Origin of the sequence: Cupriavidus sp. KB_39 (genome assembly GCF_052114485.1) — a bacterium.
Classification (GTDB): domain Bacteria; phylum Pseudomonadota; class Gammaproteobacteria; order Burkholderiales; family Burkholderiaceae; genus Cupriavidus.
On sequence record NZ_JBFREV010000028.1, the window covers coordinates 1 to 22,631 of the forward strand.

Annotated in this window: 21 protein-coding genes; 12 read left to right on the forward strand and 9 right to left on the reverse strand. The window is 66.9% G+C overall.

The genetic code is table 11. The features are described from left to right. Positions 1–278: AraC family ligand binding domain-containing protein (locus tag AB4Z27_RS19935; RefSeq protein WP_441645065.1), on the reverse strand; the 278-nt coding region annotated here is incomplete at its 3' end. A 121-nt stretch (positions 279–399) separates the two neighbouring features. On the opposite strand from AB4Z27_RS19935, the gene AB4Z27_RS19940 reads away from it, so the two are divergent. Continuing rightward, entirely contained in the window at positions 400–1,221 is an 822-nt protein-coding gene (locus AB4Z27_RS19940) for a sulfite exporter TauE/SafE family protein (protein WP_092296145.1), read from the forward strand. Between the two features lie 11 nt (positions 1,222–1,232). On the opposite strand, the gene AB4Z27_RS19945 is transcribed toward AB4Z27_RS19940, so the two are convergent. Further along, positions 1,233–1,922, reverse strand: coding sequence for a nitroreductase (locus tag AB4Z27_RS19945; protein WP_369823446.1), 690 nt, complete (start codon positions 1,920–1,922; stop codon positions 1,233–1,235). A gap of 439 nt (positions 1,923–2,361) precedes the next feature. Here AB4Z27_RS19945 and AB4Z27_RS19950 point away from each other — a divergent pair, with 439 nt between their 5' ends. Genes AB4Z27_RS19950 through AB4Z27_RS19965 form a run of 4 tightly spaced genes read left to right on the forward strand, consistent with a single transcriptional unit; the run spans position 2,362 to position 6,875 of the window. Then, entirely contained in the window at positions 2,362–3,480 is a 1,119-nt protein-coding gene (locus AB4Z27_RS19950; protein WP_441645066.1) for an iron-containing alcohol dehydrogenase, read from the forward strand. Beyond that, positions 3,480–4,907: an amidase gene (locus AB4Z27_RS19955; RefSeq protein ID WP_441645067.1), complete on the forward strand. Its 1,428-nt coding sequence runs from the start codon at positions 3,480–3,482 to the stop codon at positions 4,905–4,907. Before AB4Z27_RS19950 ends, AB4Z27_RS19955 begins: the two co-directional genes overlap by 1 nt. 23 nt (positions 4,908–4,930) lie before the next feature. After that, the gene (locus AB4Z27_RS19960; protein WP_092295306.1) at positions 4,931–5,815 is read left to right on the forward strand and encodes a tryptophan 2,3-dioxygenase; all 885 of its coding nucleotides are present in this window, start codon (positions 4,931–4,933) and stop codon (positions 5,813–5,815) included. Between the two features lie 13 nt (positions 5,816–5,828). Then, the gene (locus AB4Z27_RS19965) at positions 5,829–6,875 is read left to right on the forward strand and encodes a glutathione S-transferase family protein (protein WP_441592467.1); all 1,047 of its coding nucleotides are present in this window, start codon (positions 5,829–5,831) and stop codon (positions 6,873–6,875) included. A 105-nt stretch (positions 6,876–6,980) separates the two neighbouring features. Here AB4Z27_RS19965 and wrbA read toward each other — a convergent pair whose 3' ends face one another. Next, complete coding sequence (gene wrbA / locus AB4Z27_RS19970; RefSeq protein ID WP_092295301.1) at positions 6,981–7,607, reverse strand: NAD(P)H:quinone oxidoreductase; 627 nt, start codon at positions 7,605–7,607, stop codon at positions 6,981–6,983. 26 nt (positions 7,608–7,633) lie between these two features. Next, on the reverse strand, positions 7,634–8,584 hold the full coding sequence (locus AB4Z27_RS19975) for a ring-cleaving dioxygenase (RefSeq protein ID WP_092295298.1): 951 nt from the start codon (positions 8,582–8,584) through the stop codon (positions 7,634–7,636). A gap of 268 nt (positions 8,585–8,852) precedes the next feature. Here AB4Z27_RS19975 and AB4Z27_RS19980 point away from each other — a divergent pair, with 268 nt between their 5' ends. Both AB4Z27_RS19980 and AB4Z27_RS19985 read left to right on the forward strand, forming a co-directional pair. Beyond that, a complete protein-coding gene (locus AB4Z27_RS19980) occupies positions 8,853–9,764 on the forward strand; it encodes a LysR substrate-binding domain-containing protein (protein ID WP_441592470.1) in 912 nt (303 codons plus the stop codon). Between the two features lie 126 nt (positions 9,765–9,890). Beyond that, the gene (locus AB4Z27_RS19985; protein WP_092295292.1) at positions 9,891–10,877 is read left to right on the forward strand and encodes a LysR family transcriptional regulator; all 987 of its coding nucleotides are present in this window, start codon (positions 9,891–9,893) and stop codon (positions 10,875–10,877) included. A gap of 51 nt (positions 10,878–10,928) precedes the next feature. Here AB4Z27_RS19985 and AB4Z27_RS19990 read toward each other — a convergent pair whose 3' ends face one another. From AB4Z27_RS19990 to AB4Z27_RS20005, 4 genes are all read right to left on the reverse strand, one after another. Then, positions 10,929–11,921, reverse strand: a complete 993-nt coding sequence (locus tag AB4Z27_RS19990) for a Bug family tripartite tricarboxylate transporter substrate binding protein (RefSeq protein ID WP_177219932.1) — start codon at positions 11,919–11,921, stop codon at positions 10,929–10,931. Positions 11,922–12,026: 105 nt separating this feature from the next. Continuing rightward, positions 12,027–13,652: a hydantoinase B/oxoprolinase family protein gene (locus tag AB4Z27_RS19995; protein WP_092295289.1), complete on the reverse strand. Its 1,626-nt coding sequence runs from the start codon at positions 13,650–13,652 to the stop codon at positions 12,027–12,029. Continuing rightward, entirely contained in the window at positions 13,649–15,745 is a 2,097-nt protein-coding gene (locus tag AB4Z27_RS20000) for a hydantoinase/oxoprolinase family protein (protein WP_092295287.1), read from the reverse strand. The genes AB4Z27_RS19995 and AB4Z27_RS20000 overlap by 4 nt, the downstream gene beginning before the upstream one ends. A gap of 120 nt (positions 15,746–15,865) precedes the next feature. After that, positions 15,866–16,813 (reverse strand): LysR family transcriptional regulator, encoded by a 948-nt coding sequence (locus AB4Z27_RS20005; protein WP_441645068.1) that lies wholly within the window; start codon positions 16,811–16,813, stop codon positions 15,866–15,868. Positions 16,814–16,970: 157 nt separating this feature from the next. On the opposite strand from AB4Z27_RS20005, the gene AB4Z27_RS20010 reads away from it, so the two are divergent. From AB4Z27_RS20010 to AB4Z27_RS20030, 5 genes are read left to right on the forward strand one after another with little or no spacing between them, the layout of a single operon-like run. Further along, on the forward strand, positions 16,971–17,945 hold the full coding sequence (locus AB4Z27_RS20010; RefSeq protein ID WP_092295281.1) for a Bug family tripartite tricarboxylate transporter substrate binding protein: 975 nt from the start codon (positions 16,971–16,973) through the stop codon (positions 17,943–17,945). Positions 17,946–17,962: 17 nt separating this feature from the next. Then, complete coding sequence (locus tag AB4Z27_RS20015; RefSeq protein WP_092295278.1) at positions 17,963–19,276, forward strand: 3-isopropylmalate dehydratase large subunit; 1,314 nt, start codon at positions 17,963–17,965, stop codon at positions 19,274–19,276. Next, positions 19,273–19,875 carry a LeuD/DmdB family oxidoreductase small subunit gene (locus AB4Z27_RS20020; RefSeq protein ID WP_441645069.1) on the forward strand — a complete coding sequence of 201 codons (603 nt, stop codon included), beginning with the start codon at positions 19,273–19,275 and terminating at the stop codon, positions 19,873–19,875. The genes AB4Z27_RS20015 and AB4Z27_RS20020 overlap by 4 nt, the downstream gene beginning before the upstream one ends. 2 nt (positions 19,876–19,877) lie before the next feature. Next, on the forward strand, positions 19,878–21,080 hold the full coding sequence (locus AB4Z27_RS20025; RefSeq protein ID WP_441645070.1) for a pyridoxal phosphate-dependent aminotransferase: 1,203 nt from the start codon (positions 19,878–19,880) through the stop codon (positions 21,078–21,080). Between the two features lie 29 nt (positions 21,081–21,109). Continuing rightward, positions 21,110–21,811 (forward strand): RraA family protein, encoded by a 702-nt coding sequence (locus tag AB4Z27_RS20030; protein WP_441592481.1) that lies wholly within the window; start codon positions 21,110–21,112, stop codon positions 21,809–21,811. 24 nt (positions 21,812–21,835) lie between these two features. On the opposite strand, the gene AB4Z27_RS20035 is transcribed toward AB4Z27_RS20030, so the two are convergent. After that, entirely contained in the window at positions 21,836–22,630 is a 795-nt protein-coding gene (locus tag AB4Z27_RS20035) for a heme ABC transporter ATP-binding protein (RefSeq protein WP_441645071.1), read from the reverse strand. Position 22,631 lies beyond the last annotated feature (1 nt).

Genomic DNA, 22,631 nt, shown 5'->3' on the forward strand with positions numbered 1-22,631 from the left:
CGCGGCGCCGACTCCGGCAGCACGTAGACGCTGCGCGTGCTGACCCCGTTCATGCGCACCCGATGCGGCTTCTGCGCCGGAATCCACACACCCGTATAGGGCGGCACCACCCACGCGCCTTCCTCGGTGCCCACCTCCATCAATCCCGTCATGCCATACAGGAACTGGGCGCGGCGGTGGCTGTGCGTGTCGAGCAGCGTGCCGAAGGTGTAGTCGGTGCCGATGGCCAGYGCGGCACACGGGCTGGCATCGACRCTGTCGAGCGGAACATTGATCATCGGGGACACGAGAGACGTTGGCAGGATCTCGAAGATTATTGTCCAAACATCGCAAGTTTGCCAGCCGCATCCGCCGTATCGTGATCATCCGTTCGATGGGAAACGAGGGYTAACGATGTCGATGTACGCGGTACTCATGCTCTGCGGCGGCCTGGCCGGCGTGACGACGGTGCTGTTCGGGTTTGGCGGCGGTTTTGTCGTGGTGCCGCTGCTTTATACGATGCTGACGATGACGCACGCCGCCGGCAGCGCCGTGGCGCAGGCGGCCATGCAGATCGCCGTGGCCACCTCGTCGTGCGTGATGATCTTTGGCGCTTCCATGGCGACGTGGCGCCACCATCGCGCCGGCAATGTCGACTGGCCGCGCATCCGGGCGATGGGTGCCTATATCGCCGTCGGTGCGGTCGTTGGCGCCGCCGCCGCGAGCTGGCTCAATGGCGACTGGGTGCGGTGGGCGTTCGTCGCCTATCTGGCCGTGACCATCGTGGACAGCACGCTGCGCCCCGGATTCATGCATGCCGGCCCGGGCACCGCGCGGCCGATGACCGCAGGCGCGACGGCCGCCATCGGCATCGGCATCGGGGCGATTGCCGCTTTCCTGGGCGTCGGCGGCAGCGTGATGACCGTGCCGCTGATGCGCCGGCGCGGGGCCACCATGACGCAGGCGACGGCGATGGCCAATCCGCTGTCATTGCCGATGGCGATTGCGGCCACCGTCACCTACGTCGCGCTGGCCTGGCAGCACGGCGCGACCTTCGGGCCTGGTCACGCCGGCTATGTCGACCTGCTGGCCTTTGTCGTGCTGGCGGCCGGCTCCTGGGTGGGGATCCGGCTGGCGGCACGCTGGATCGGCCGCATCCCGGACCGCGTTCACGCCGTCACGTATGTCGCGCTGCTCGCCCTGGTGCTGGTGATGATGGTAGCGGGCGGCAGCCTGGCGTGACTCGCCGGGCCTCAGTTGTCGATGAAAGAGACGAAAGCGTCGAGTTCCAGCCGCTGAATCGCCATGTTGTTCTCGGGCACGCTGTTGTCCGCATAACCCAGTGACATGCCGGCCACCACCATCTCGCAGTCGGGAATGCCGAGGCCCTTGCGGAGCACATCGGACTGCAGCGACCAGATCTGTTGCGGGCAGGTATCCAGCCCCTCCGCGCGCGCAGCCAGCATGACGTTCTGCAGGAAGCAGCCGTAGCAGAGGAAGCTGGCCCACTCCAGGCAGCGGTCCATCGTGAAGATCAGGCCGACCGGCGCGTCGAAGAAGCGGAACTGGCGTTCCACGTCGCGCCGCCGCCCGACGATATCGCTCCTGGCCACGCCCTGCGCGTCACCGAGCATGCCGCGGAACATGTTGAAGCGTGACGAATACGGCGCCGGCAGATCCTTGGGGAAGAACGGATACTCGTGGGCCAGCGTGTCGGGGCCGGCGCGGTAGGCGTCGACCGCGGCATCGGTGATTCGCTCGCGTGCGCTGCCGGTCAGCACATAGCATTTCCAGGGCTGGGTGTTGCTTGAACTCGGCGCGTACTTCGCCACCGACAGGATGTCCCTGACCGCCCGCAGCGGCACCGGCCGGTCCAGGAACGCGCGCTTGCTGCGGCGCCCGCGAATCAGTGTCTCGGTGAACCGCGTGGCCGCCGTGCTCATCTCCGTGTCCATCGCCATGTCCATCGCCATGTTCATCGCCGTCTCCATCTCAGCCTCCAATTCCATTTCCATCGCTCTTTCTCCGTGGTGGGGTCGTGGTGAAAAAATCATAGCCGCGTGGTGGACGGTGAAAAGATGGYGATGCTTGCATGCTTCGTCCGAGAACGATGAACGATGCACCGCACCGGCGCGTCATGCGTGAAGACGGTGCCGAAGTCCGAGGGTTTACCTGTGTGAGCGGAGGTGAAAAACGTGCCGCTTGCACCGCTGCGTGGCCGCGATGCACCGTTGGCAGGCGCGCGCCAAGGCACGCATTCCGGCGTCCATATTCATGGACGCAATGTTCCTGAAAGCCGCGCGCACGGCTGAATCCGGATCGCCTATCTTCTTACTCGGGATCGATGCATCGATTGCATGCGACACACGTTGGAGTGAGTGGATGAACCAGTTGAAATGCCTGCCGCAAGAAGAAATTGTCTGGGGACACGACATCCTGGAGGACGTTGCCGCGTCGCTGGGAGACCGCGGCATCCGCCGCCCGATCACGTTCACGGTCGGGTTCCTCGAATCCTTGCATCGTAACGTCCTGCAGCCCGGCATCCGGGATGGCGTGGGGGCCTTTATCGACCTGCCACCGCATGTGCCGGACTTCGCCGTGCGCGACGGCCTGCAAGCGTGCCTCACGCGTGACGCGCAGTCGATTGTCGCGCTGGGCGGGGGCTCGGTGCTCGACGCAGCGAAGGCGGTCTCCTACGCGCACTTCAAGCAGACCGGGCGCTACCTGCCCATCGCGGCCTTCCCGACGACCTTGTCCGGTTCCGAGTTCTCCCACTACTTCGGTGTGACGGAGACGGACGGTCCGCAGAAATTCAAGCGCAGCTACGCCGTGCGCGAAACGGCGCCCAAGATCGTTGCCATCGACCCCCGGCTGGTCATCGATACCCCGCGCGCGCTGTTGCTGAGCTCGGCCATCAAGGGCATCGACCACGCGGTGGAAGGGATGCGCAAGGTGGGCGTGGATCATCCGCACGCGATCCTGGCCGCGCGGGGCGTCGAGCGTTTCCTCGCCGTGYTGGAGAAGTGGCCGCAGCAGCTTGAGACACGGGAAGCCATCGCGCGCGGGCTGGTCTCGACCGAAGACCTGCTGCAACTCCAGCTTGGCGCCTGGCAGTGCTACTTCTATCCCGCATCGGTCATCTACGGGTTGAGCCATCGCATCGGGCACATCCTCGGCGGCACGTTCGGGCTGCCGCACAGCATGACCTCGTGCATCACGCTGGCGCCCGTCATTCGCGCCTGCGCCGAAGCCTATGGCGACAAGTTCGGCATCTTCGCTTCCGGCAAGGGGGACGTCACCGCTGCCACGGCACTGGCCAACCGCATTGCGGATGTCGTGGACRCGCTGCAACTGCCCAGCCGGCTCGCCGCGTTCGATTTCGACCGCGCGAAGCTGCCCGAGGTGGCGGCGCTCCTGAAGCAGAACTATCCCGCCGAGGTCGGCGACCTGGGCGCCCACGCCGGCCAGAAGCTCGATGCACTGCTGGAGAGCATGTGGTGATGACCCATCTCGACGTCCATCCTGATCTCCATCCCGACCATCACCACCGTGATCTGCTGCAGTCGGCCCGCGCGGCCACGCAACCGGCCGGCCTGCGCAAGACGCTCGATGCCCTGGCGACGCGGCAGATATCCGCAACCGCGCTGGCGGAGCAGGCGCTCCACGCGGCGGAAGCGAGCCAGCGATCCATCAACGCCTTTTCGACCATCGACTGGGACCGCGCGCTCAAGGCGGCGGCAGAGAGTGACCGCCGTTACGCCGACAATCGGCAGCGTCCGCTGGAAGGGTTGCCCATCGCGATCAAGGACCTCATCGACACCAAAGGCTTGGAGACCCGCTACGGCTCGGCGGCCTACCTCGGGCACCTGCCCGCCGCCGATGCCGACATCGTGAAAGCGCTGACGGAGCGCGGCGCGATCCTCATCGGCAAGACCACGACGCATGAGTTCGCGTGGGGCGTGACMACCGCCAGTACAAAGTTTGGCGATACGCTGAACCCGCTCGACCGCACGCGCATCCCGGGCGGTTCCAGCGGCGGCGCGGCGGCGGCAATTGCCGATGGGGCCGTCATGGCCGGCGTGGGCACCGATACGGGTGGCTCGGTGCGCATTCCCGCCGCGCTGTGCGGCGTGGTCGGWTACAAGCCGACGTTCGATACGTTCTCCACGCGCGGCGTGTTTCCGCTGGCACCCACGTGCGACCACGTCGGCCTGCTCGGGGCGCAGGTCGACGATGTGCTGTTGCTGGCCGATGCCCTTCATATCGAGGTACCCGAAAGCGATGCGTGGCTGTCCGCGCGCCTCGGCGTGATCCCGGAGATCGCGCCGGTGCCGACGAGCCCGGCAGTCGCCACGGCATTCAAGGGGGCGATCGGCCGACTGGGGCAGGTCTTCGCCTGCGTGGACGTCGACACGTCCGGCCTGTTCGATGCCGTATTCGATGCCTTCGCGACCATCGTGCTGATCGAAGGCGGCATCGAGCACTTCCGGCGCAACGATTGGGACCGCATCGCCACGCACTACAACCCGGAAACCGTCGACCGATTGCGGCGTGCGGAGACGATGGACCTGCGCGGCTATGCGGCGGCCCAGCAGACGCGGCGCCGGTTCACGGCCAGGCTGCACGAGGCAATGTCGACGGTCGACTACCTCGTGCTGCCGACCTGCCCGTGCGTCGCCCCCCATCTTGGCGCTGCAAACGTCGAGATCGGCGCGTGGTCCGGCACGGTCCGCGAGGCGCTGATGACTTACACCGCGCCATTCAACATCGCCGGGTTTCCCGCCATCTCGATTCCATTGCCCACCGGCGACTGCGGCCTTCCCGCGGCGTTGCAGGTCGTGGCCAAGCCGGGCGACGACGGCGCGCTGCTCCAGATCGCGCAGCAGATGGAGTTGCTGCTKCGGGCAGGCACGGCCCACGAGATTTGACCCCCCACAACCAGGAGACGACGATGGACGAAACCGTCAAGCCAGAGCGCGCCGCCCCGGCCAGCGCTTCCCCCGGGCAAACGCCCTACAGCGCGTGGATGCGCACCGACGTGCTGCACTCGCTGCAACACCCGGTCAGCGATCATCCGGGCGAGCATGCGTGGATCACGTCGGTGCAGGTGTCCGAGTTGTACTGGATGCTGATCATCAAGGAGCTGCGGATCGCCCAGGCGCAGTTGCGCGCCAATGACCTGACGCAGGCCATCAAGACCCTGCAACGCGTGGTCGCCCATCATGAGCCGCTTAACGCGACGTGGCGCTCGCTGGCGTGGATGACGCCCAACGACCTGCTGGCTATCCTGTCCCGCGCGGTAGCGACGTTCGGCAAGGACACCGCGCTCCAGGGCTGGACCTACCGGCAGATGGTCTACCTGCTCGGCATCAAGCAGGCGGAGCACCTGCAGCATTTCGAACCGCAACCCGCGCGCTGGGACCAGCTCAACACGACGCTGCACCAGCCGAGCGTCTACGACGACGTGCTCGGCTACCTGGACCGCCACGGCTTCGCGGTGCCGGCCACGGTACTCAAGCGCGACTTCAGCCAGGCCTATGCACCCAGCAAGGATGTCGAGAAAGCCTGGCGCGTTGTGTATGCCAACCCGAACCAGCATGTCGAACTCCAGCGTCTTGGCGAGACCTTGGCCGATGTCGCCGAGGGCTTCTCCGCCTGGAAGCACCTGCACCTGATGGCCACGCGCCGCACGTTCGGCGCCCGCCCGGCCTACTTCGGCACGGAGGGCGTTGCCTGGCTGCTGCCGTCCATGGCGGAGATCCCGTTCCCGGAACTCTGGTCGGCGCGCGGTTTCATCGGCGACCCGCCGGCGGCATGCCCGCACATGCACAAGTAAGGAGAACACAGCAATGGACCATACGAGATTGAAGAGTCAGGCGGCCGATGCCCGTGCCGCCGTGGCCGACCCCGCGCGGATCACCATCGTCGGGGACGACGCCGCGCCGCGTTTCGAGCTCTTTCATGCGGCGAGTTCGCTCTGCTCGCAGAAGGTGCGTACGGTCTTGGCCGAGAAGCGCCTGTCGTACCGCTCGAACGACATGATGATCCTCGGTTCGATGGGGCCGGCGGGTGTCGTCGCCGCCGAGCACTACCATCCGCCCTATGTCCGGCTGCGCCTGATCGCCGGGCGAGAGGTGGACAGGGCATTCGTCAGCGGCTACAGCGGGCGCACCTCGGTCGAGACCGAAGGCTTCGATCCGTGCGTGGTGCCGCTGCTGGTGGACTACGAGGCCGGCCGGGTCATCGCCGATTCGAAGCGGATCTGCTGCTACCTGGACGCGGTGTCCCATGACCCGGTGCAACTGGTGCCAGAGGACGCGGTCGCGCGCGCGGCGGTGATGCGGCAGGTCGATATCGTCGACAGGATCCCGAACGGCACGCTGCTCTATGGCTTTCATCCCGATGCGGATGCGCGGCCCGATGTGCTCAAGGCTGGCATGGAACGGGTCTACGACTACAAGATCATGGCGCTCGAGGCGATGATCGCCGCCAATGCGGACGATGCGGTGCTGGTGGCCGCCTATCGCGCCAAGATCGCCAAGGAGCGCGGTGGCAAGTCCGTCCGCCACGACGCGGCGTTCCAGCGGGCCGCGCGCCAGCACGTGGCCAGCCTGTTGAAGGATCTCGAAAACACGCTGTCCTCGTCGTCGGAAACCTATCTCAAGGGCGGCCCGTTCACGCTGGGCGATGTGCTGTGGGGCGTGAACCTGGTGCGGATGGCCTACCTCGGGCTGGCGTCGCTGTGGGAGGAACTGCCGAACGTCACGCGTTACGTGGAGCTGCTCGCCAGGCGCCCGTCGCTCTGCAAGGAGGCGATCCAGGCCACGCTCGGCGCGATGCCGCCTTCGCGGTACATGGAAACGGTGGCGTGCTGCGGCGAGGCCGTGGCGGCTTAGGTTTGGGGTAGAAGCAGTAACAGGAACCAGACGGAGGGGGCATAAAGAAGGGCGGGGACCATAAGTCCCCGCCCTTTCTCTTACCTCAAGCGACCTGGAACGACCTCAAGCGGCCACGGGTTCCTGCTCGCAATGCAGCGAACGTGCCACGGCGGTCACGCGGCGGCCCTGGAAGCGGGCCACGGCCAGGTGGTCCTCGTCGGGCTTGTCGGCGTCGAGGTGTGAGACATGGGTCGCACCGTAGGGCGTGCCGGCCTTGAACATCACGGCGTCGGCGTAGCCCAGCGGCACGATGATCAGGCCCAGGTGGGCCATCGGCGTGTAGATCGACAGCAGCGTCGATTCATTGCCGCCGTGGCGCGACGAGGTCGAGCCGAACACCGAGCCGACCTTGCCGTTGAGCTTGCCCTGGAACCACAGGCCGCCGAGGCCGTCGATATAGGCCTTGAGTTCCGTCGAGATCGAGCCGAAGCGCGTCGGCGTGCCGAAGACGATGGCATCGGCCCACTCGGCGTCGGCCTCGGTCGGCGCTTCGTAGCGGTCGTTCATGGCGGTGGCGTTCTCGAGCCAGCCCGGCGCCTGGCGCATGACGTCGGGGCCGACCACCTCGCGCGCGCGGCGCAGGCGGACTTCCGCGCCGGCCTCGATGGCGCCGGCTGCCACGGCCTTGGCCAGCAGTTCGGTCGAGCTGTTGCGGGAATAGAAGGCGATCAGTACTTTGGGTTTCTGCATGTCAGGTCCAGACAGGGTGAAGTCGGTCAAACGGAAATGGGTTCGAGTCGCCCGAGCAACTCGTCCTTGCGGTCGGCCAGCCAGGGCGGCAACTGGAATTCCTCGCCGAAGTGGCCGGGTTCTTCGTCGATGGCGAAGCCGATATCGGTCGTGGCCGCTTCGAACATCACACCGCCCGGCATCTTGAAATACATGGAGCGGAAGTAGTTGCGGTTCACCGACTCCGAGGTATCGATGTAGCCCAGCGCCATGAACTTTTCCTTGAGGGCCATCTGCTGGTCCATGGTGTCGACGGCGAACGCCACATGGTGGATCGTGCCTTCGCCATAGACCGAGGAGCCCTGGTGACGATCCGGCTCATGCAGGAATTCGACAACCATGCCGGGGCCGCCCGTGTGCGTCTCGAAGCGGTAGTACGGCCCGGTCTGGCCGACCTGGCGGAAACCGATCGCCTCGCTCATGAAGCGGATCGATTCGGCCACCTCGCGCAGGGACAGCGTGATGCTGTGCACGCCGCGGATCGCGAACGCCTCGGGGATATCGCTGGCCACGCASGCCGGGCGCTTGTCCAGATCCGTCTCGACCAGATCGAACTCGATGCCGCAGGGGTGATGAAAACGCTGGCGCCGCTCGTCGAAGCGCGCGGTGATGGCGCTGTCGTAGGCAATGCCCATCGCGTCGAAGCGGGCGCGCCAGAAGTCGAGCGAGCCGGTGGGCACCGAATAGTTGATGACCCGGACCTGGCCCGAGCCGGGGCGCGCCGCAACCCCTTTCTGCCGGAACGGGAACGAGGTCACCAGCGTGCCCGGGTCACCGTTGGCGTTGCCGTAGTAGAGGTGATAGATCGGGTCCTCGCCGTCGAGAAGAACGGTCTTCTTGACGAGGCTTTGCCCCAGCAGCTTGACGTAAAAATCCACATCCTCCTGCGCGTGTCTTACGCCGGCGGTCAGATGATGAAATCCCTTGATCATCGACATTGTCCTCTCCACTTGAGTATTGACGGTCACGAGACAGCGCGGAGCCGCTCATGTGCAACAGCTTAAGCGTTCAATATCGATTGGGCAGCGGTCAGATCGTGTACGCAAGGTTCGGCAAAACCGAACGATGGTCGTACGGCGGGGGCAGGAAGTACCAAGGTTTGCCCGGATGCCACTGGGCGCGCGCGGTGCAGTATGATCGGACCTCGATACCATACCGATATGACAGCCGTTGCCATCGCGACAGCGGACTGCGCGCCCCCATCCAATGCTCGATCTGAAGGACGTSTATTTCTTCGTGCAGGTCGTTGACCGCGGTGGCTTCACCTCGGCCGGCGAGGTGCTGCGCCTGCCGAAGTCGACGCTGAGCCATCGGGTCAAGGAGCTGGAAGCGTCGCTGGGCGTGCGGCTCATCAATCGCACCTCGCGGCAGTTCGCCATGACCGAGGTGGGCCAGGAGTTCTACCAGTACGCGATGAACCTGCTSCGCAGCGCGGAGGTGGCCGAGGAGGCGATGCGCCAGCGGCTGGCCGAACCCAGCGGCGTGATCCGCGTGACCACCGCCGCCGAGATCGCGCAGTTTGCGCTGCGGCACGTGCTGCCTACCTTCCTGTCAGAGAATCCCAAGGTCAAGATCGTCGAGACSGCCACGGACCGGCTGGTGGATATCGTGGGGGAGGGCTTCGACCTSGCGATCCGGGGCCATACCGGGCAATTGCAGGACTCCAACCTGATCCAGCATCCGCTGGCCAAGGCGCCCTGGTACCTGTTCGCGGGTCCGGAATACCTTGAGCGTATGTCCGTGCCGGCGGAGCCGGAAGACCTGATGACCCATTCGCTCATCGGCATGGTCAGCAAGGGACCGCTGCAATGGCATTTGCAGGGCCCCGACAAACGCACCATTACGGTGCCGATCGATCCGAGGTTCCAGAGCAACAGCCTGATTTCACTGAAGGAAGCCGCCTGCGCAAACATCGGCATCGCGGCGCTGCCAGGGTACATCTGCCAGACGGAGCTGAAGGCCGGCGCGTTGCGGCAGATCTTGCCGCAATGGATCGCCGCTGACGCGCGCATCACCGCCCTGATTCCCTACCGTATCGGCCTGCTGCCGGCGGTGCGCACGATGGTGGACTACCTCGCGGAGGTGCTACCCAAGGTGACCGCCTTCGACCGCGGCTAGTGACGCGGGGCTGGCGTTGGGTGAGCAGCGCACGGCTTTTCGCTACGCGCGATGAGTCGTCGTTGATCATTCACGGCTTCGAATATATGCTGCAGGCATCCCTCCCCACGCCGCACAGCGCGCGCCATGAACCGCAATATCTCCCTGCGTCACCTACGCTCGTTTGTCGAGGTGGCCAACGCCGGATCGTTCACCACGGCGGCGGCGCGCCTGTTTGTTACGCAGTCGGCGCTGACGGCGACCATCCAGCAGTTCGAGGAATCGGTCGGGCTCAAGCTGTTCGACCGCAACACGCGGCGCGTGGTCATGACGCAGGAGGCGGTCCGCTTCAAGGCCGAGGCCGACAGGATCCTGCGGGATTTCGACAGCGCCATCTCCGACCTGCAATCGTTCGCGGACAGCCAGAAAGGGCATATCCGCATCGCGGCGGCGGCGTCGGTGATCTACCAGTTCCTGGTCACGGCCGTGGGCAAGTTTCGCCAGCAGTATCCGGGCGTGACGTTCACGCTGCGCGATGCCGGCGCGGAGCAGGTCGAACAGATGGTGATGGATGGGGAACTCGACTTCGCCATTACCAGCCGCCACAAGGGCATCGACGAACTCTCCTACGTGCCGCTGCTGGAAGACCGCTACGGCGTGGTCTGCCGCGCGGACTATCCGCTAGCCAAGCGCGCCGGTCCGTTGCGCTGGGCGGACCTTGCGCCAGAGGATTTCGTCGCCTTCACGGCCGACACGGGCATCGGCACCTTCCTGCACGAGAACGCGGGCCACTGGCCGGTGTTCGGCGGGGAACATGACGAGATTTCGAGCACGACGTCGTTGTTCGCGGTGCTCAACGAAGGCGGGCGATTCTCGATCATCCCGGCCCTGGCGGCCAAGGCGGCGGGCTTCACCGACCTGGCCTACCGTGAGCTGGCCGCGCCGGTGCTGTCACGCGAGATCTGCCTGATCACGCGGCGGCTGCGCTCGTTGTCGCCGAGTTCGCAACGCATGCTCGACATCATCATGGACACCATCCGTGCGCAGGCGCTGCCCGATGGCGTGTCGATCATCGGCGAGGAAGCCGCCCCGCGTCGCGCCACGCGCCGCACCACGCGCCGGAAGGCGGGCTGAAGCGGCCGGCCCCGCGCCCGCGCCGCCCCAGCCCTTCCGGCGTTGCAATCGTCAGTCGAGGTTGATGTGCGCCTCGTCGATGACCTGCTTCCACTTCTTCGTCTCGCTGCGAATCGTGCTGGCCAGGCGCTCCGGCGGGCCGCCGGCAACGTCGAAGCCGAGACTGGTGAGCCGCTCGCGCACCGCCTTGTCCTGCAGCGCCTCGTCGAACGCCTTGTTCAACTTGGAAACGATGGGCTGCGGCGTGGCGCGCGGCGCCAGGAAGGCATACCAGCCGACCAGCTCATAGCCCGGCACGCCGGCTTCGGCCACCGTCGGCATCTGCGGGGCGTTGGGGGTGGGCTTGGCCGTGGTCACGGCCAGTGCGCGCAGCTTGCCTTCCTTCACGAACGGCATCGCCTCGGGCAGGATCGCGAACATCAGCGACGTCTGCCCGCCGATGAGATCCGTCAGCGCCGGCGCTCCACCCTTGTAGGGCACATGATTCATCTGCACGCCCGCCATCTTCTTGTATAGCTCGCCACCGAGGTGGGCCGGCGTGCCGTTGCCGGATGACGCGTAGCTCGTGCCGGGATGCGCCTTCAGGTAGGCGCTCAGCTCCTGCATGGTCTTCACCGGCACCGATGGATTGACGACGACCAGGCTGGCGAGCGTCGTGGCCAGGATGATCGGCGCGAAATCCTTCTGCGGATCGTAAGGGAGCGTCTTGTACAGGCCGGGGTTGGCCGCTAGCGCAGTGGAGGTGCCGAGGAACAGCGTGTAGCCATCCGCCGGCGACTTGGCGACATAGCTCGCGCCGATATTGCCGCTGGCGCCGGGGCGATTCTCCACCACCACTGGCTGGCCCATTTCCTCGCCGATCTTCTGGCCGAGCACGCGCGCGAGCACGTCGGTGGAGCCACCGGCTGGATACGGCACGATGATGCGTACTGGCTTGTTGGGATACGCGGCAACCTCTGCCGGCGTGGCATCGGCCGCGTGGGCAAGGGGCGCCAGCAACCACAGCGCGACGGGCAGGGACAGCGTCTTGAAGATGCAATGCATGACTACCTCTCCACCGGTGCGGCGTGGGTCCGCCCGGATGTTGTGTGGTAAAGGCACCCTCAGGTGCCGGCTCTTGTCTCCTCCGCATGCATGATGCGTGCCGATTCAGGTGGCGTAGCCCTGTTCCCGATCGTACGCGATGCGCTCGAAGTCCCGTTCGGTGGCCGGACCGAAGCCGCCGCCGCCCGGGGTACGCAGGATCACTTCGTCGCCGGGCTGCAGCGTCTGCGGCTGACGTGCATCCACCGCTTGCCCGTTGATCAGCACTTCCCCGCAGGCGCCGGCCTCGCCGCCGGCAAAACCCGGCGCCGGCACGATCAGCCGTTCCGTCAGGAAGACAATCGACAGGGGCGTGGGATGACGGCTGACGAAGCACACCTCCTCGCCAAGCCCGCCCCGCTGCCGGCCGGCACCGCCGGTGCCCGGGCGCAGTGCCTTGTAGCGGAAGAACAGCGGCGCGTCGCGTTCCGCCACTTCCACCGGCGTCGGCGAAATATTGCTCGGCCAGGACATGACGGATGCGCCGTCCTTCCCGGCCGTGGCGCCCAGACCGCCGTTATAGAAGAGCACCGTGGCGAAGGGGCGGCCATCCTCGCGGGTGCCGCTGAGGTTGGCGATCCACAGCGGCGAGCCGGCGCCGGCCATCACGCGCTCGGGCAGCACCTGCTGCATGGCGCCGAAGATGACGGTGGGCACGTAGTGGCCCGTGCAAGCGCGCCCCCCTACGGGCGCGGGTGAGCGCGGATTGAGCAGCGAGCCCTCCGGCGCCACGGCGCGGATCGGACGGAACAGTCCGTCGTTGTTCGGCAGGTCGGGCAGTAGCAGGCACTTGATCGCATAGGCCGTCATCGCGCTCGTATAGGCCAGCACGCAGTTGATGCCGCGCGGCTGCTGCGGAGACGTGCCCGCGAAATCGCACTCGATCTCGCCGTTGCCGATGCGCGCCGTCACGGCATAGGTGAAGCGCTCGCCAAAGCCGTCGGTTTGCATCGTGTAGCGATATTCGCCCTCCGGCAGCTGCGCAATGGCGTGGCGCATGGCGGCCTCGCTGCGGTCGAACAGCGCCTGCGCCAGATCGTCGATGCCGGGCAAGGCGTACTCGGTCAGGATGTCATGGAGCCGCGCCGCGATCAGTTCCACCGCGCCGACCTGCGACCAGATATCGCCCACGGTCTGCTCCGGCGTGCGCACATTGGTGCGAATCAGTTGCAGCAGCGTGTCGTCCACGTGCCCCTCGCGCATGAGCGGCATCATCGGGATGTGGAACCCTTCCTCGAACAGCTCGCGCGCATCCACCGAACGGATCTTGCCGCCGATGTCGGGCACGTGGCCCGCCGTCGCGGCGAAGCCCACCAGGCGATTGCCGTGGAATATCGGCTTGACCAGGCACACGTCGTTAAGGTGCCCCGTGCCGATCCACGGGTTATTGGTGATGAAGATGTCCCCCGGCCGCATATTGTCCGCACCGATCTGCGCGATGGCGGCGCGCACGGTGCGTGGCAGGGTGCCGATGAAGGAGGGAATGCTGCCGCTGTTCTCCGCCAACGCGCGACCCGCCGAATCGGTGACGACCACCGCGAAGTCGTTGGCCTCGGTGGAGAGGGTGGAGAAGGACGTGCGCACGATAAGCTTGGCGGCCTCGTTCACCACGGCGCGCACGCGCGTCCAGAACACTTCCAGGAAGATGGGGTCGGCGGCGGAAGCCGCGCCGGGCATGGGTTGGCGGGTCATGCTGCGTGCTCCTCCAGTTCGATGACGAGRTTGCCGCTTGCCCCTTGCGTGACGCGGCCCTTCGGCCCCACGACCAGCGTGGAACCGGCATCCTCGATCAGCAGCGGCCCCTGCGCGCGGAATCCCGCTGGCAGCGCGGCGCGGTCGAAGACCGGGGTGTCCAGGTAGCCATCGGCCTCCCTGAAATAGACCTTGCGCCGGCTGCCGGGCGCGACGGCCACGCCTTCAGGCAGCGTTTCGGCGACGAAGGCCTGTCGCGGCGGGGCCTCGCCCGTCACGCGCAAGGTCACCAGTTCGACGGGCACATCGGGCGGGGTACGGCCAAATTTCTCGCGATAGCCGGATTCGAACGCGGCGATCAAGGCGGCGCGCACGATCTCCGCCGGCTGTTTGCCGGTGTAGGGGCCATCGGGCAGGCGCACCGACAGGTTGAAGCCCTGTCCGGCGAAGCGCCCGTCGGCATGGCGCGTCAGCCGTATCGGGCCGAAGCTCTCGTCCAGCGGCGCCAGCGCTTCGCGCGATTGCGATTCCAGTTCGGCAAAGGCGGTTTCCAGCCGCTCCAGCGAATCCGTGGCGGGCCGCACGCTCACCGTGCGCGAGCGGTCGGCGCGTGCCGGTGACACCAGCAGGCCGTATGCAGACGCCACGCCTGCGGCGGGCGGACACAAAATCGTCCGCACACCAATCTTCTGGGCAACGTAATACGCATGCAATGGCCCCCCGCCACCGGTGCACAGCAGCACGAAGCCGCGCGGATCGCGCCCACGCTCGGCCACGTGCACGCGCGCGGCGCCCGCCATGTTCTCGGCGACGATGTCATGGATGCCCCAGGCCACGCCGGTCACGTCACGCGCCAGCCGCTCGCCCGCGCGGCCAAGCGCCTCGGCGGCGCGCGCCACGCTGATGGCCATCGTGCCGCCGGCGAAGTAATCGGGATTGAGGTAGCCGAGCACGAGATTCGCATCCGTCACGGTCGGATCAGTGCCGCCCAGCCCATAGCAGGCTGGCCCCGGCTCGGAGCCGGCGCTCTGCGGCCCCACCTTGAGGAGGCCCAGGGCGTCCTGATGGGCGATGCTGCCGCCGCCGGCGCCGATCTCGATCAGGTCGATGGTGGTAATGCGGATCGGTAGGCCGCTGCCTTCGGCAAAACGCTTGCGCCGTGCCGCCTCGAAGCCGAACGTGATGGCCGGCTTGCCATCCTCYACCAAACACAGCTTGGCCGTGGTGCCGCCCATGTCGAAGGCCAGCAGGTCTGGCTGCGCATCGCGCAGGCTGTAGTGGGCCGCCGAGATCGCGCCGGCCGCGGGGCCGGACTCGAGCAGCTCGATCGGATTGCGCTTGGCCTCGCCGATATGSGCCAGACCGCCGTTGGACAGCATCATCAGCACGCCGGCGTGCAGGCCGAGCGCTTGCAGGCGACCTTCGAGTGCGTCCAGGTAGCGCGTCGCCAGCGGCTTGATATAGGCATTGGCGACGGTGGTGGAATTGCGCTCGAATTCGCGGATGACGGGCGCGACATCCGATGACAGCGTGACGTGCAGGGTGGGGAARTCGCGYTCGATCCAGTCGCGCACCAGCCGCTCGTGCGCCGGCGCGCCGTAGGCGTGCAGCAGGCACACGGCGAGCGAATCGACGCCTTGCTCCACCAACTGCCCCACCACCGCGCGCACTTCCTGGGCGTCCGGCGCCTCGATCTCATGGCCTTGCGCATCCATGCGCCCGCCAATCTCGGCGCGCAGCCGGCGCGGCACCAGCGCCGGCGCTGGCTCGATCGTCAGGTCATACAGGTCGTACTTGCGCTCGTGGCCRATCTCCAGCACGTCCCGGAAGCCCCGGGTYGTCAGCAGGCCGGTGGTGCTGCCGCGGCGTTCAATCAGCGCGTTGGTGAACAGCGTGGTGGCATGGACCACGCGCGTGACCCGCTGCGGGTCGATGTGGTGGGTGTGCATCAGCCGGCTGACGCCATCGGCCACGCCCTGCGCCGGGTCRCCGTGGGTGGTGAGGACCTTCAGGCTGACGAGCCTGCCCGCCCCGTAGTCCAGTGCGACGACATCCGTAAAGGTGCCGCCAATATCAATCCCAATTGCCCACATCGTCACAAGGCACTCCCGTCGTCATGAAGTCGTCAGACGATGATAGGAATACCGATTGATGATGACCAATGAAAAATAAAGATCGATTGATCAGTGCTGGCGATATATCGYCGTCGGSCGCTATGCCGGCTGCCGTCTGGCCAGCAGCGTCACGCCCGGCGGCATGGGCRTCTCGGTCAACGTATCGGTCAGCAGGGCCAGCAGCCGTTGCGCGCTGGGCGCCAGCGAGCGCAGCGGCCGGGTCATCACGCAAAGCTCGCGCGACAGGCGCGGGCCGTGCAGCTCCCGGAACACGAGTTCCGGAAACTCGTTGCGCTGATACGCCAGCGCCGGCAGCACCGAGTAGTAGTTGCCGCGCGCCAGCATGGCGAAGAGGTAGGTGGTGCTTTCTACCTCATCGTGTTCGCCTTGCAGCATGGACCAGTGGGCGGCGTGCGTGCGCAGGAAGTGGCCGATGCCGGTGTCTGCGCTGAAGCCGACATAGCCGCCCGTGGGCAGGTCGGTCCAATCGATCGGCCGATCGAGGGTGGCGAGCGGCGAGTCCCGGTGGCAGACCGCGCCATAGCAGTCGCTCACCAGCGGCGTGTAGTCGAGTTCTTCGGCGCCCCGAAATTTGCTGTCGATGGCGAAGTCGACCTCCCCCTCAAGCACCAGCCGCTCGGTCTGCTGCGCGGCGGGGTTGCGCAGCGAGACCGTGATGCCCGGATACGCGTCGCGAAAGCGCGGCAGCGCCGGCACCAGGAACTGGCTGATGACCGACGACGCCGCGCCGATGCGGATATGCCCGCGCTCGCCCTGGGCCAGCGCCACGAGGTCCGAGACGGCGCCGTCGATACCGTTGACCAGCCGTTCCGCCTCGGGCCGGAAGCGCTCCGCATGCCCGGTCAGCGTCACCCGGCGGGTGGTGCGGTCGAACAGCCGGAGACCGAGCACCTCCTCGAGTTGCTGGATGGTCGCGGTCAGCGCGGACTGGGTGATGTGGAGCCGCAACGCCGCGGCGGTGAACGAACCGGTCTCGGCCACGGCCAGGAAACAGCGGAACTGCTTGAGGGTGACGTTGTGACGCATCAGGCGGGTGCGAAGGGGCGATTTATCAGAATTTGGTAATAGTGGGCGCAAAAAAGTCGATTGTCCACGGTAATGGCCGTCTCTAGACTCTGTTCGCAACCACGGGGCTGCATACGTGGCCAAGCCAAAACTATCCCCCTCTGCCCAGGATCCCCCCATGAAGAACCTGTTTGGTCGCGCCGCAGTCCTGCTTGCCTGTTTGCCCACCTTCGCCTTTGCCGGCCCGGAAGATACCTATCCCGACAAGGCGGTCCGCATCGTCGTGCCGTTCGCCGCYGGTGGCTCCACCGACGTGGTGGCGCGCATTCTCGCSGAGAAGCTGCAGGAGCAGTTCAAGCAGCCGTTCGTGGTGGACAATCGCGCCGGCGCCAGCGGCAATATCGGCGCCGAACTGGTGGCCAAGTCTCCCGCTGACGGCTACACGCTGCTGATGGGGGCCACCGGCATCCTGTCGATCAACGACCACCTGTACGGCAAGCTCAACTACAACGCGGCCAAGGACTTCGTGCCTGTGAGCTATGCCACGCAGAATGCCAACATCCTCGTGGTGTCGCCGGGCATGCCGGCTACCAACGTGGCGGACCTCGTGCAACTGGCCAAGACGCGCCCCGGCGCGCTGAGCTTCGCGTCGTCCGGCCCCGGCAGTTCCACGCACCTGTCGGGCGAACTGTTCAAGTCGATGACCGGCGTGAACATGCTGCACGTGCCCTACAAGGGTAGTTCGCAGGCGCTGACCGACCTGCTGGGCGGCAATGTCACGATGCTGTTCGACAACGCGCCGTCGTCSATCGGCTTCGTGCAGCAAGGCAAGCTCAAGGCGCTGGCCGTGACCAGCCGCAAGCGCCTTCCCGGCCTGCCCAATGTGCCGACGCTCGACGAAGCCGGCGTCAAGGGCTACGAATCGCTGTCGTGGAGTGGGGTCGTGGCGCCAGCCGCCACGCCGCGCGCCATCGTGTTGAAGCTCAACCGTGCGATCGATGCGATCCTGAAGTCCGATGACGTCAAGGCGAAGCTCCTGAATCTGGGCGTGGAACCGGTCGGCGGCTCGCCCGAGGACTTCGCGCGCCTGATCCAGGCCGAGCACGACAAGTGGGGCAAGGTCATCAAGACCGCCCAGATCAAGCTCAACTGAGTCACGCCCTGATCGTTATGACGTCTCTCCAGCCGGCCGCCACGCGTGGCCAGACCCTTGCCGAGAAGTTGTTGTCGCGCGCCGCAGGCGAAGCGGTCTATGCCGACGACCTGGCGATCTGCGTGCCGCATGGCGCGATGGGCACCGACGGGTCGATCCCGATGGCGCTCGACTACTTCCGCGACATGCAGCCCGAGGGCGACTTGCCGCCGCCAGCCTTTCCGGAGCGGCTGGTGTTCGCGCTGGACCACTATGGCGCCCCGTCGGGCGAGCAGGCGCTGCGGCTGCAGGACCGGGCGCGCAGTTATGCCCAGACCCACGGCCTGTGCGTGTTCGAGGTAGGCGAGGGCATCGGCCATCAATTGATGCTGGAACGTGGCCGCGTGCTGCCGGGCCAGCTCGTGGTCGGTGCCGATTCGCATGCGGTCAGCTATGGCGCGCTCAACGCGTTTGGCTCCGGTATCGGCTCGTCCGATCTCGCCGGCATCTTCCAGTGCGGACAGCTCTGGCTGAAGGTCCCCGGCACGCTKCGCATCTGGCTGACGGGCACGCTGCCGGCCTACGCTTCGGCGAAAGATGTCGCCCTGACCATGGCCCGGCGGCTCGGCGTGGGCGGGGCCAACTATCTGGCACTGGAGTTCGCCGGCCCCGGCGTGGCGACGCTCGATATGGACGACCGGATCGTGCTCGCCAACATGTCAGTGGAAATGGGCGCCAAGGCCGGGCTGTTTCCGTTCGATGCATGCACGGCGGACTGGCTGTCGGCCAACGCGTCCGTCGACCCGGGCCGCTACACGCCGGTCTCGGCCGACGCCGATGCCAGCTATGTCGATACGATGACCTTCGACCTCTCGGTGGTCGCGCCGCAGGTGGCGTTGCCGCACCGCGTGGACAACGTGGTCGATCTGGCCGACGCGGGCGATACCAAGATCGACATCGTCTACCTCGGCACCTGTACCGGTGGCCGCGTGAAGGACTACCGCGAGGCGCTGTCCGTGCTGCACGCACGCGGCGGCGTGGCGCCGGGCGTGCGGCTGATCGTCACGCCGGCGTCCGAACCCGTGCGGGCCGAGATGGAGCGCAACGGCATGCTCGCCGAATTCGTCGCCCTGGGCGCCGAGTTGCAGCCGCCCGGATGCGGCAGCTGCTGCGGCACCTGCGGCAGCATTCCAGCGGACGGCCAACGCGTGATCTCGACCGCCAACCGCAATTTCAAGGGGCGCATGGGCAATCGCCATGCGCAGATCTTCCTCGCCTCGCCGCTTGCCTGCGCCACCGCCGCAGCGAGTGGCCATCTGGCGGACCCCCGAGACCTCGTCGTCACGCCATGAATTCGCCGTTGCCCGCCGTCGCCAGTCCCCGTTCCCTTGTCATCGAAGGCCGCGCCCGTCGTCTGGGGGACGATATCAACACCGACTACATCATTGCCTCCAGCCGCAAGAAGCACAGTGTCGATCCGCACGTGTTGCGGCAGTTCCTGCTGGAAGACCTCGACCCCGACTTCGCGGGAAGCGTCCGCGATGGCGACATCCTCGTGGCAGGGCACAACTTCGGCTGTGGCTCCGCCATGGAGGTGGCCGTCACGGTGGTGCTGGCCGCCGGCATCCGCGTGGTCGTGGCGAAGAGTTTTGCCCGCACGTACTGGCGCAATGCCGTGAATAACGGCCTGCTGCTGATTACCGCCGATACCGCCGATACCGAGGCCGTGCCGGAAGGCGCGCCGCTCTCGCTGCGGCTTGCCGGCGCGCAGGCCACGTTGCACGTCGGCGCCGAGGGCGCGCATGTGATTGCGTGCGAGCCTGTGCCCGATGTCGTCCTGACCATCCGCGAAGCTGGCGGCCTGGTGCCGTACCTGCGGCAGCACCGCCAGTTCCTCAAGCCATCCCGGCCGGGTTCCGTACCCGGTCCCATCAMCCCMCAACCGCTCTGATCATGCCCCTCATTGCTGAACGCCTGAACCGTATCAAGCCGTCGCCCAGTTCCATGGCGGGCCAGCGCGCCCGGGAGTTGCGCGCCGCTGGCCGCGACATCATCGGACTGACCTCCGGCGAGCCTGACTTCGACACCCCGCAGAACATCTGCGAGGCCGYCACGCGCGCCATGTCGGCGTCGCAGACCAAGTACACCGACGTCGGCGGCACGCCGGAGCTSCGCGCGGCCGTTGCCGACAAGTTCCGCCGSGACAATAGGCTCGACTACGCGCCCAACGAGCTGATCGTCGGCACGGGTGGCAAGCAGATCATCTTCAACGCCTTCATGTGCACCCTGCAGGCCGGTGACGAAGTCATCGTGCCGGCGCCGTACTGGGTCTCGTATCCGGACATCGTGCTGCTGGCCGAAGGCAAGCCGGTCTTCGTCAACTGCCTGCCCCAGAACGCGTTCAAGCTCACGCCCGCCCAGCTCGAGGCGGCCATCACGCCGCGCACGCGCTGGTTGGTGCTGAATGCGCCGAACAACCCGAGCGGCGCCACTTATTCGTATGCGGAGCTGAAGGGCCTGGCCGAGGTGCTGCTGCGGCATCCGCACGTCTGGGTGATGACGGATGACATCTACGAGCACATCCTCTACGACGGCCGCGAGTTCGCGACCATCGCCCAGGTGGAGCCGGCGCTCAAGGAACGCACGCTGACCATCAACGGCGTCTCGAAGGCCTACGCCATGACCGGCTGGCGCATTGGCTACGGCGGTGCCCCGGCGGAACTGGTCAAGGCGATGGTCAAGCTGCAGTCGCAAAGCACGTCGAATCCGTCATCGATCAGCCAGGCCGCCGCGCTGGAGGCGCTGAATGGGCCGCAGGACTTCATCGCCGAACGCACCCGCGTGTTCCAGTCGCGCCGGGATGCGGTGGTGAGCGCGCTGAACACCATGCCCGGCATCACCTGCCATGCGCCCGAAGGCGCGTTCTACGTGTTTCCCTCGTGCGCGGCCTTGCTGGGCAAGACCACGCCCGATGGCAAGCGGATCGAGACGGACGAGGATTTCGTGATGTACCTGCTCGATGCGCAGAACCTGGCGGTGCTGCAGGGCGGCGCCTATGGCGTGTCGCCGTTCTTCCGCATCTCGTTCGCCACGTCGATGCAACGGCTCGAGGCCGGCCTGGCGCGTCTGCGCACGGCCTGCGAACAACTGCGCTGAATCACCGCTGACAAGGGAGCGTCCTGAATATGACCGATACCAACCAACCGGTGCAGTGGCCGGCCGGCTATCGCATCAACCCGCGCGCCGAGGGGCCCGCGAAAGCCATCGTCGAYGCGTTCCGCGAGATGCCYGTGGCYGCCATCGGCGATGCCATGAGCCGCAACGTCGGCACCTACGGCCTGCGGCAGTATCACGCGCGGCTCGAAACGGTGCTCTGCGGGCCGGCCGTGACCGTGCGCGTGCGGCCCGGTGACAACCTCATGATCCACAAGGCGCTGATGATGGTGCAGCCCGGCGACGTGCTCGTGATCGACGGCGGYGCCGACGTCACGCAGGCCCTCGTTGGTGGCCTGATGCGCACCACCTGCGTGGCCAAGCGCCTCGGCGGGCTGGTGATCGACGGGGCGATCCGCGACCTGCTGGAGTGGGCCGAGGACGGCATGCCGATTTTTGCGAGAGGCCATACCCATCGCGGCCCGAGCAAGGATGGTCCCGGCGAGATCAACGTGCCGGTGTCGTGCGCAGGCATGGCCGTCATGCCGGGCGACCTGATCGTCGGGGATGCCGATGGCGTCATCGCGGTACCGGCGGCCGATGCCGCCGATGTCTTGCGCCGCACGCGGCTGCACCTGGAGCGTGAGGCCAAGATCCGCGAAACGAACCGGCTCGGCACGGCGGACCCGGAACGGTTCGACGCAGTGCTGCGCGAGAAGGGCCTGCCGATCTGAGCGGCCCCCGGCTGGGCGTAGCGCTCAGCCGAACACCACCATCGGCGTACCCGGCTGCACCGGGGAGTCGATGACGGCGGCGTCCATGCCGTAGACCGTAGCCAGATGGGCCGGGGACAGCACGTTCGCTGGCGTGCCGAGCGCGACGGTGCGCCCGTCGGCCAGCAACAGCAGGCGGTCACACCAGCGGGCGGCGAGGTTGACGTCGTGGAGCACGACCAGCACCGCGAGGCCATCGGTGCGGCTCAGCGTCCGCACGGCCTGGAGCAGCAGCAACTGGTGGCGCGGGTCCAGGCTGGAAGTGGGTTCGTCGAGAAACAGCACGCGGTACTCCTCTGCCGCCCGGCAGGCCAGCACCTGCACCAGCGTGCGGGCGAACTGTACGCGCTGCTGCTCGCCGCCGGACAGGCTCTGGTAGGCGCGCGGCGCCAGGGCGCTCACGTCGGCAATCTCCAAGGCGCGGTCGATCAGCGTCGCGAGCGCACGCGGCGTCAGTTCGGGAAACGGGTAGGCACCCATCGCCACCACCTCGTGCGCGGGCAGGTCGAAGCCGAGCCCCGGCGATTGCGGCAGCACGGCGCGGCAGCGCGCCAGCGACGCCACCGACCACGCCGCCATCTCGCGCCCGTTGAGCAACAGGCCCGGCTCCGGGCTCAGTTCCGGCTTCAGTTCGCCGGCCAGCGTGCCGAGCAGCGTGCTCTTGCCGGCGCCGTTGGCGCCCAGCACGCCAAGCACTTCGCCGGCGGGCAGGTCGATATCGATGGCGTCCAGCACGCGGCGGCGGCCACGGCTGCATTGCAGGTTGCGTGCAGTCAGCATG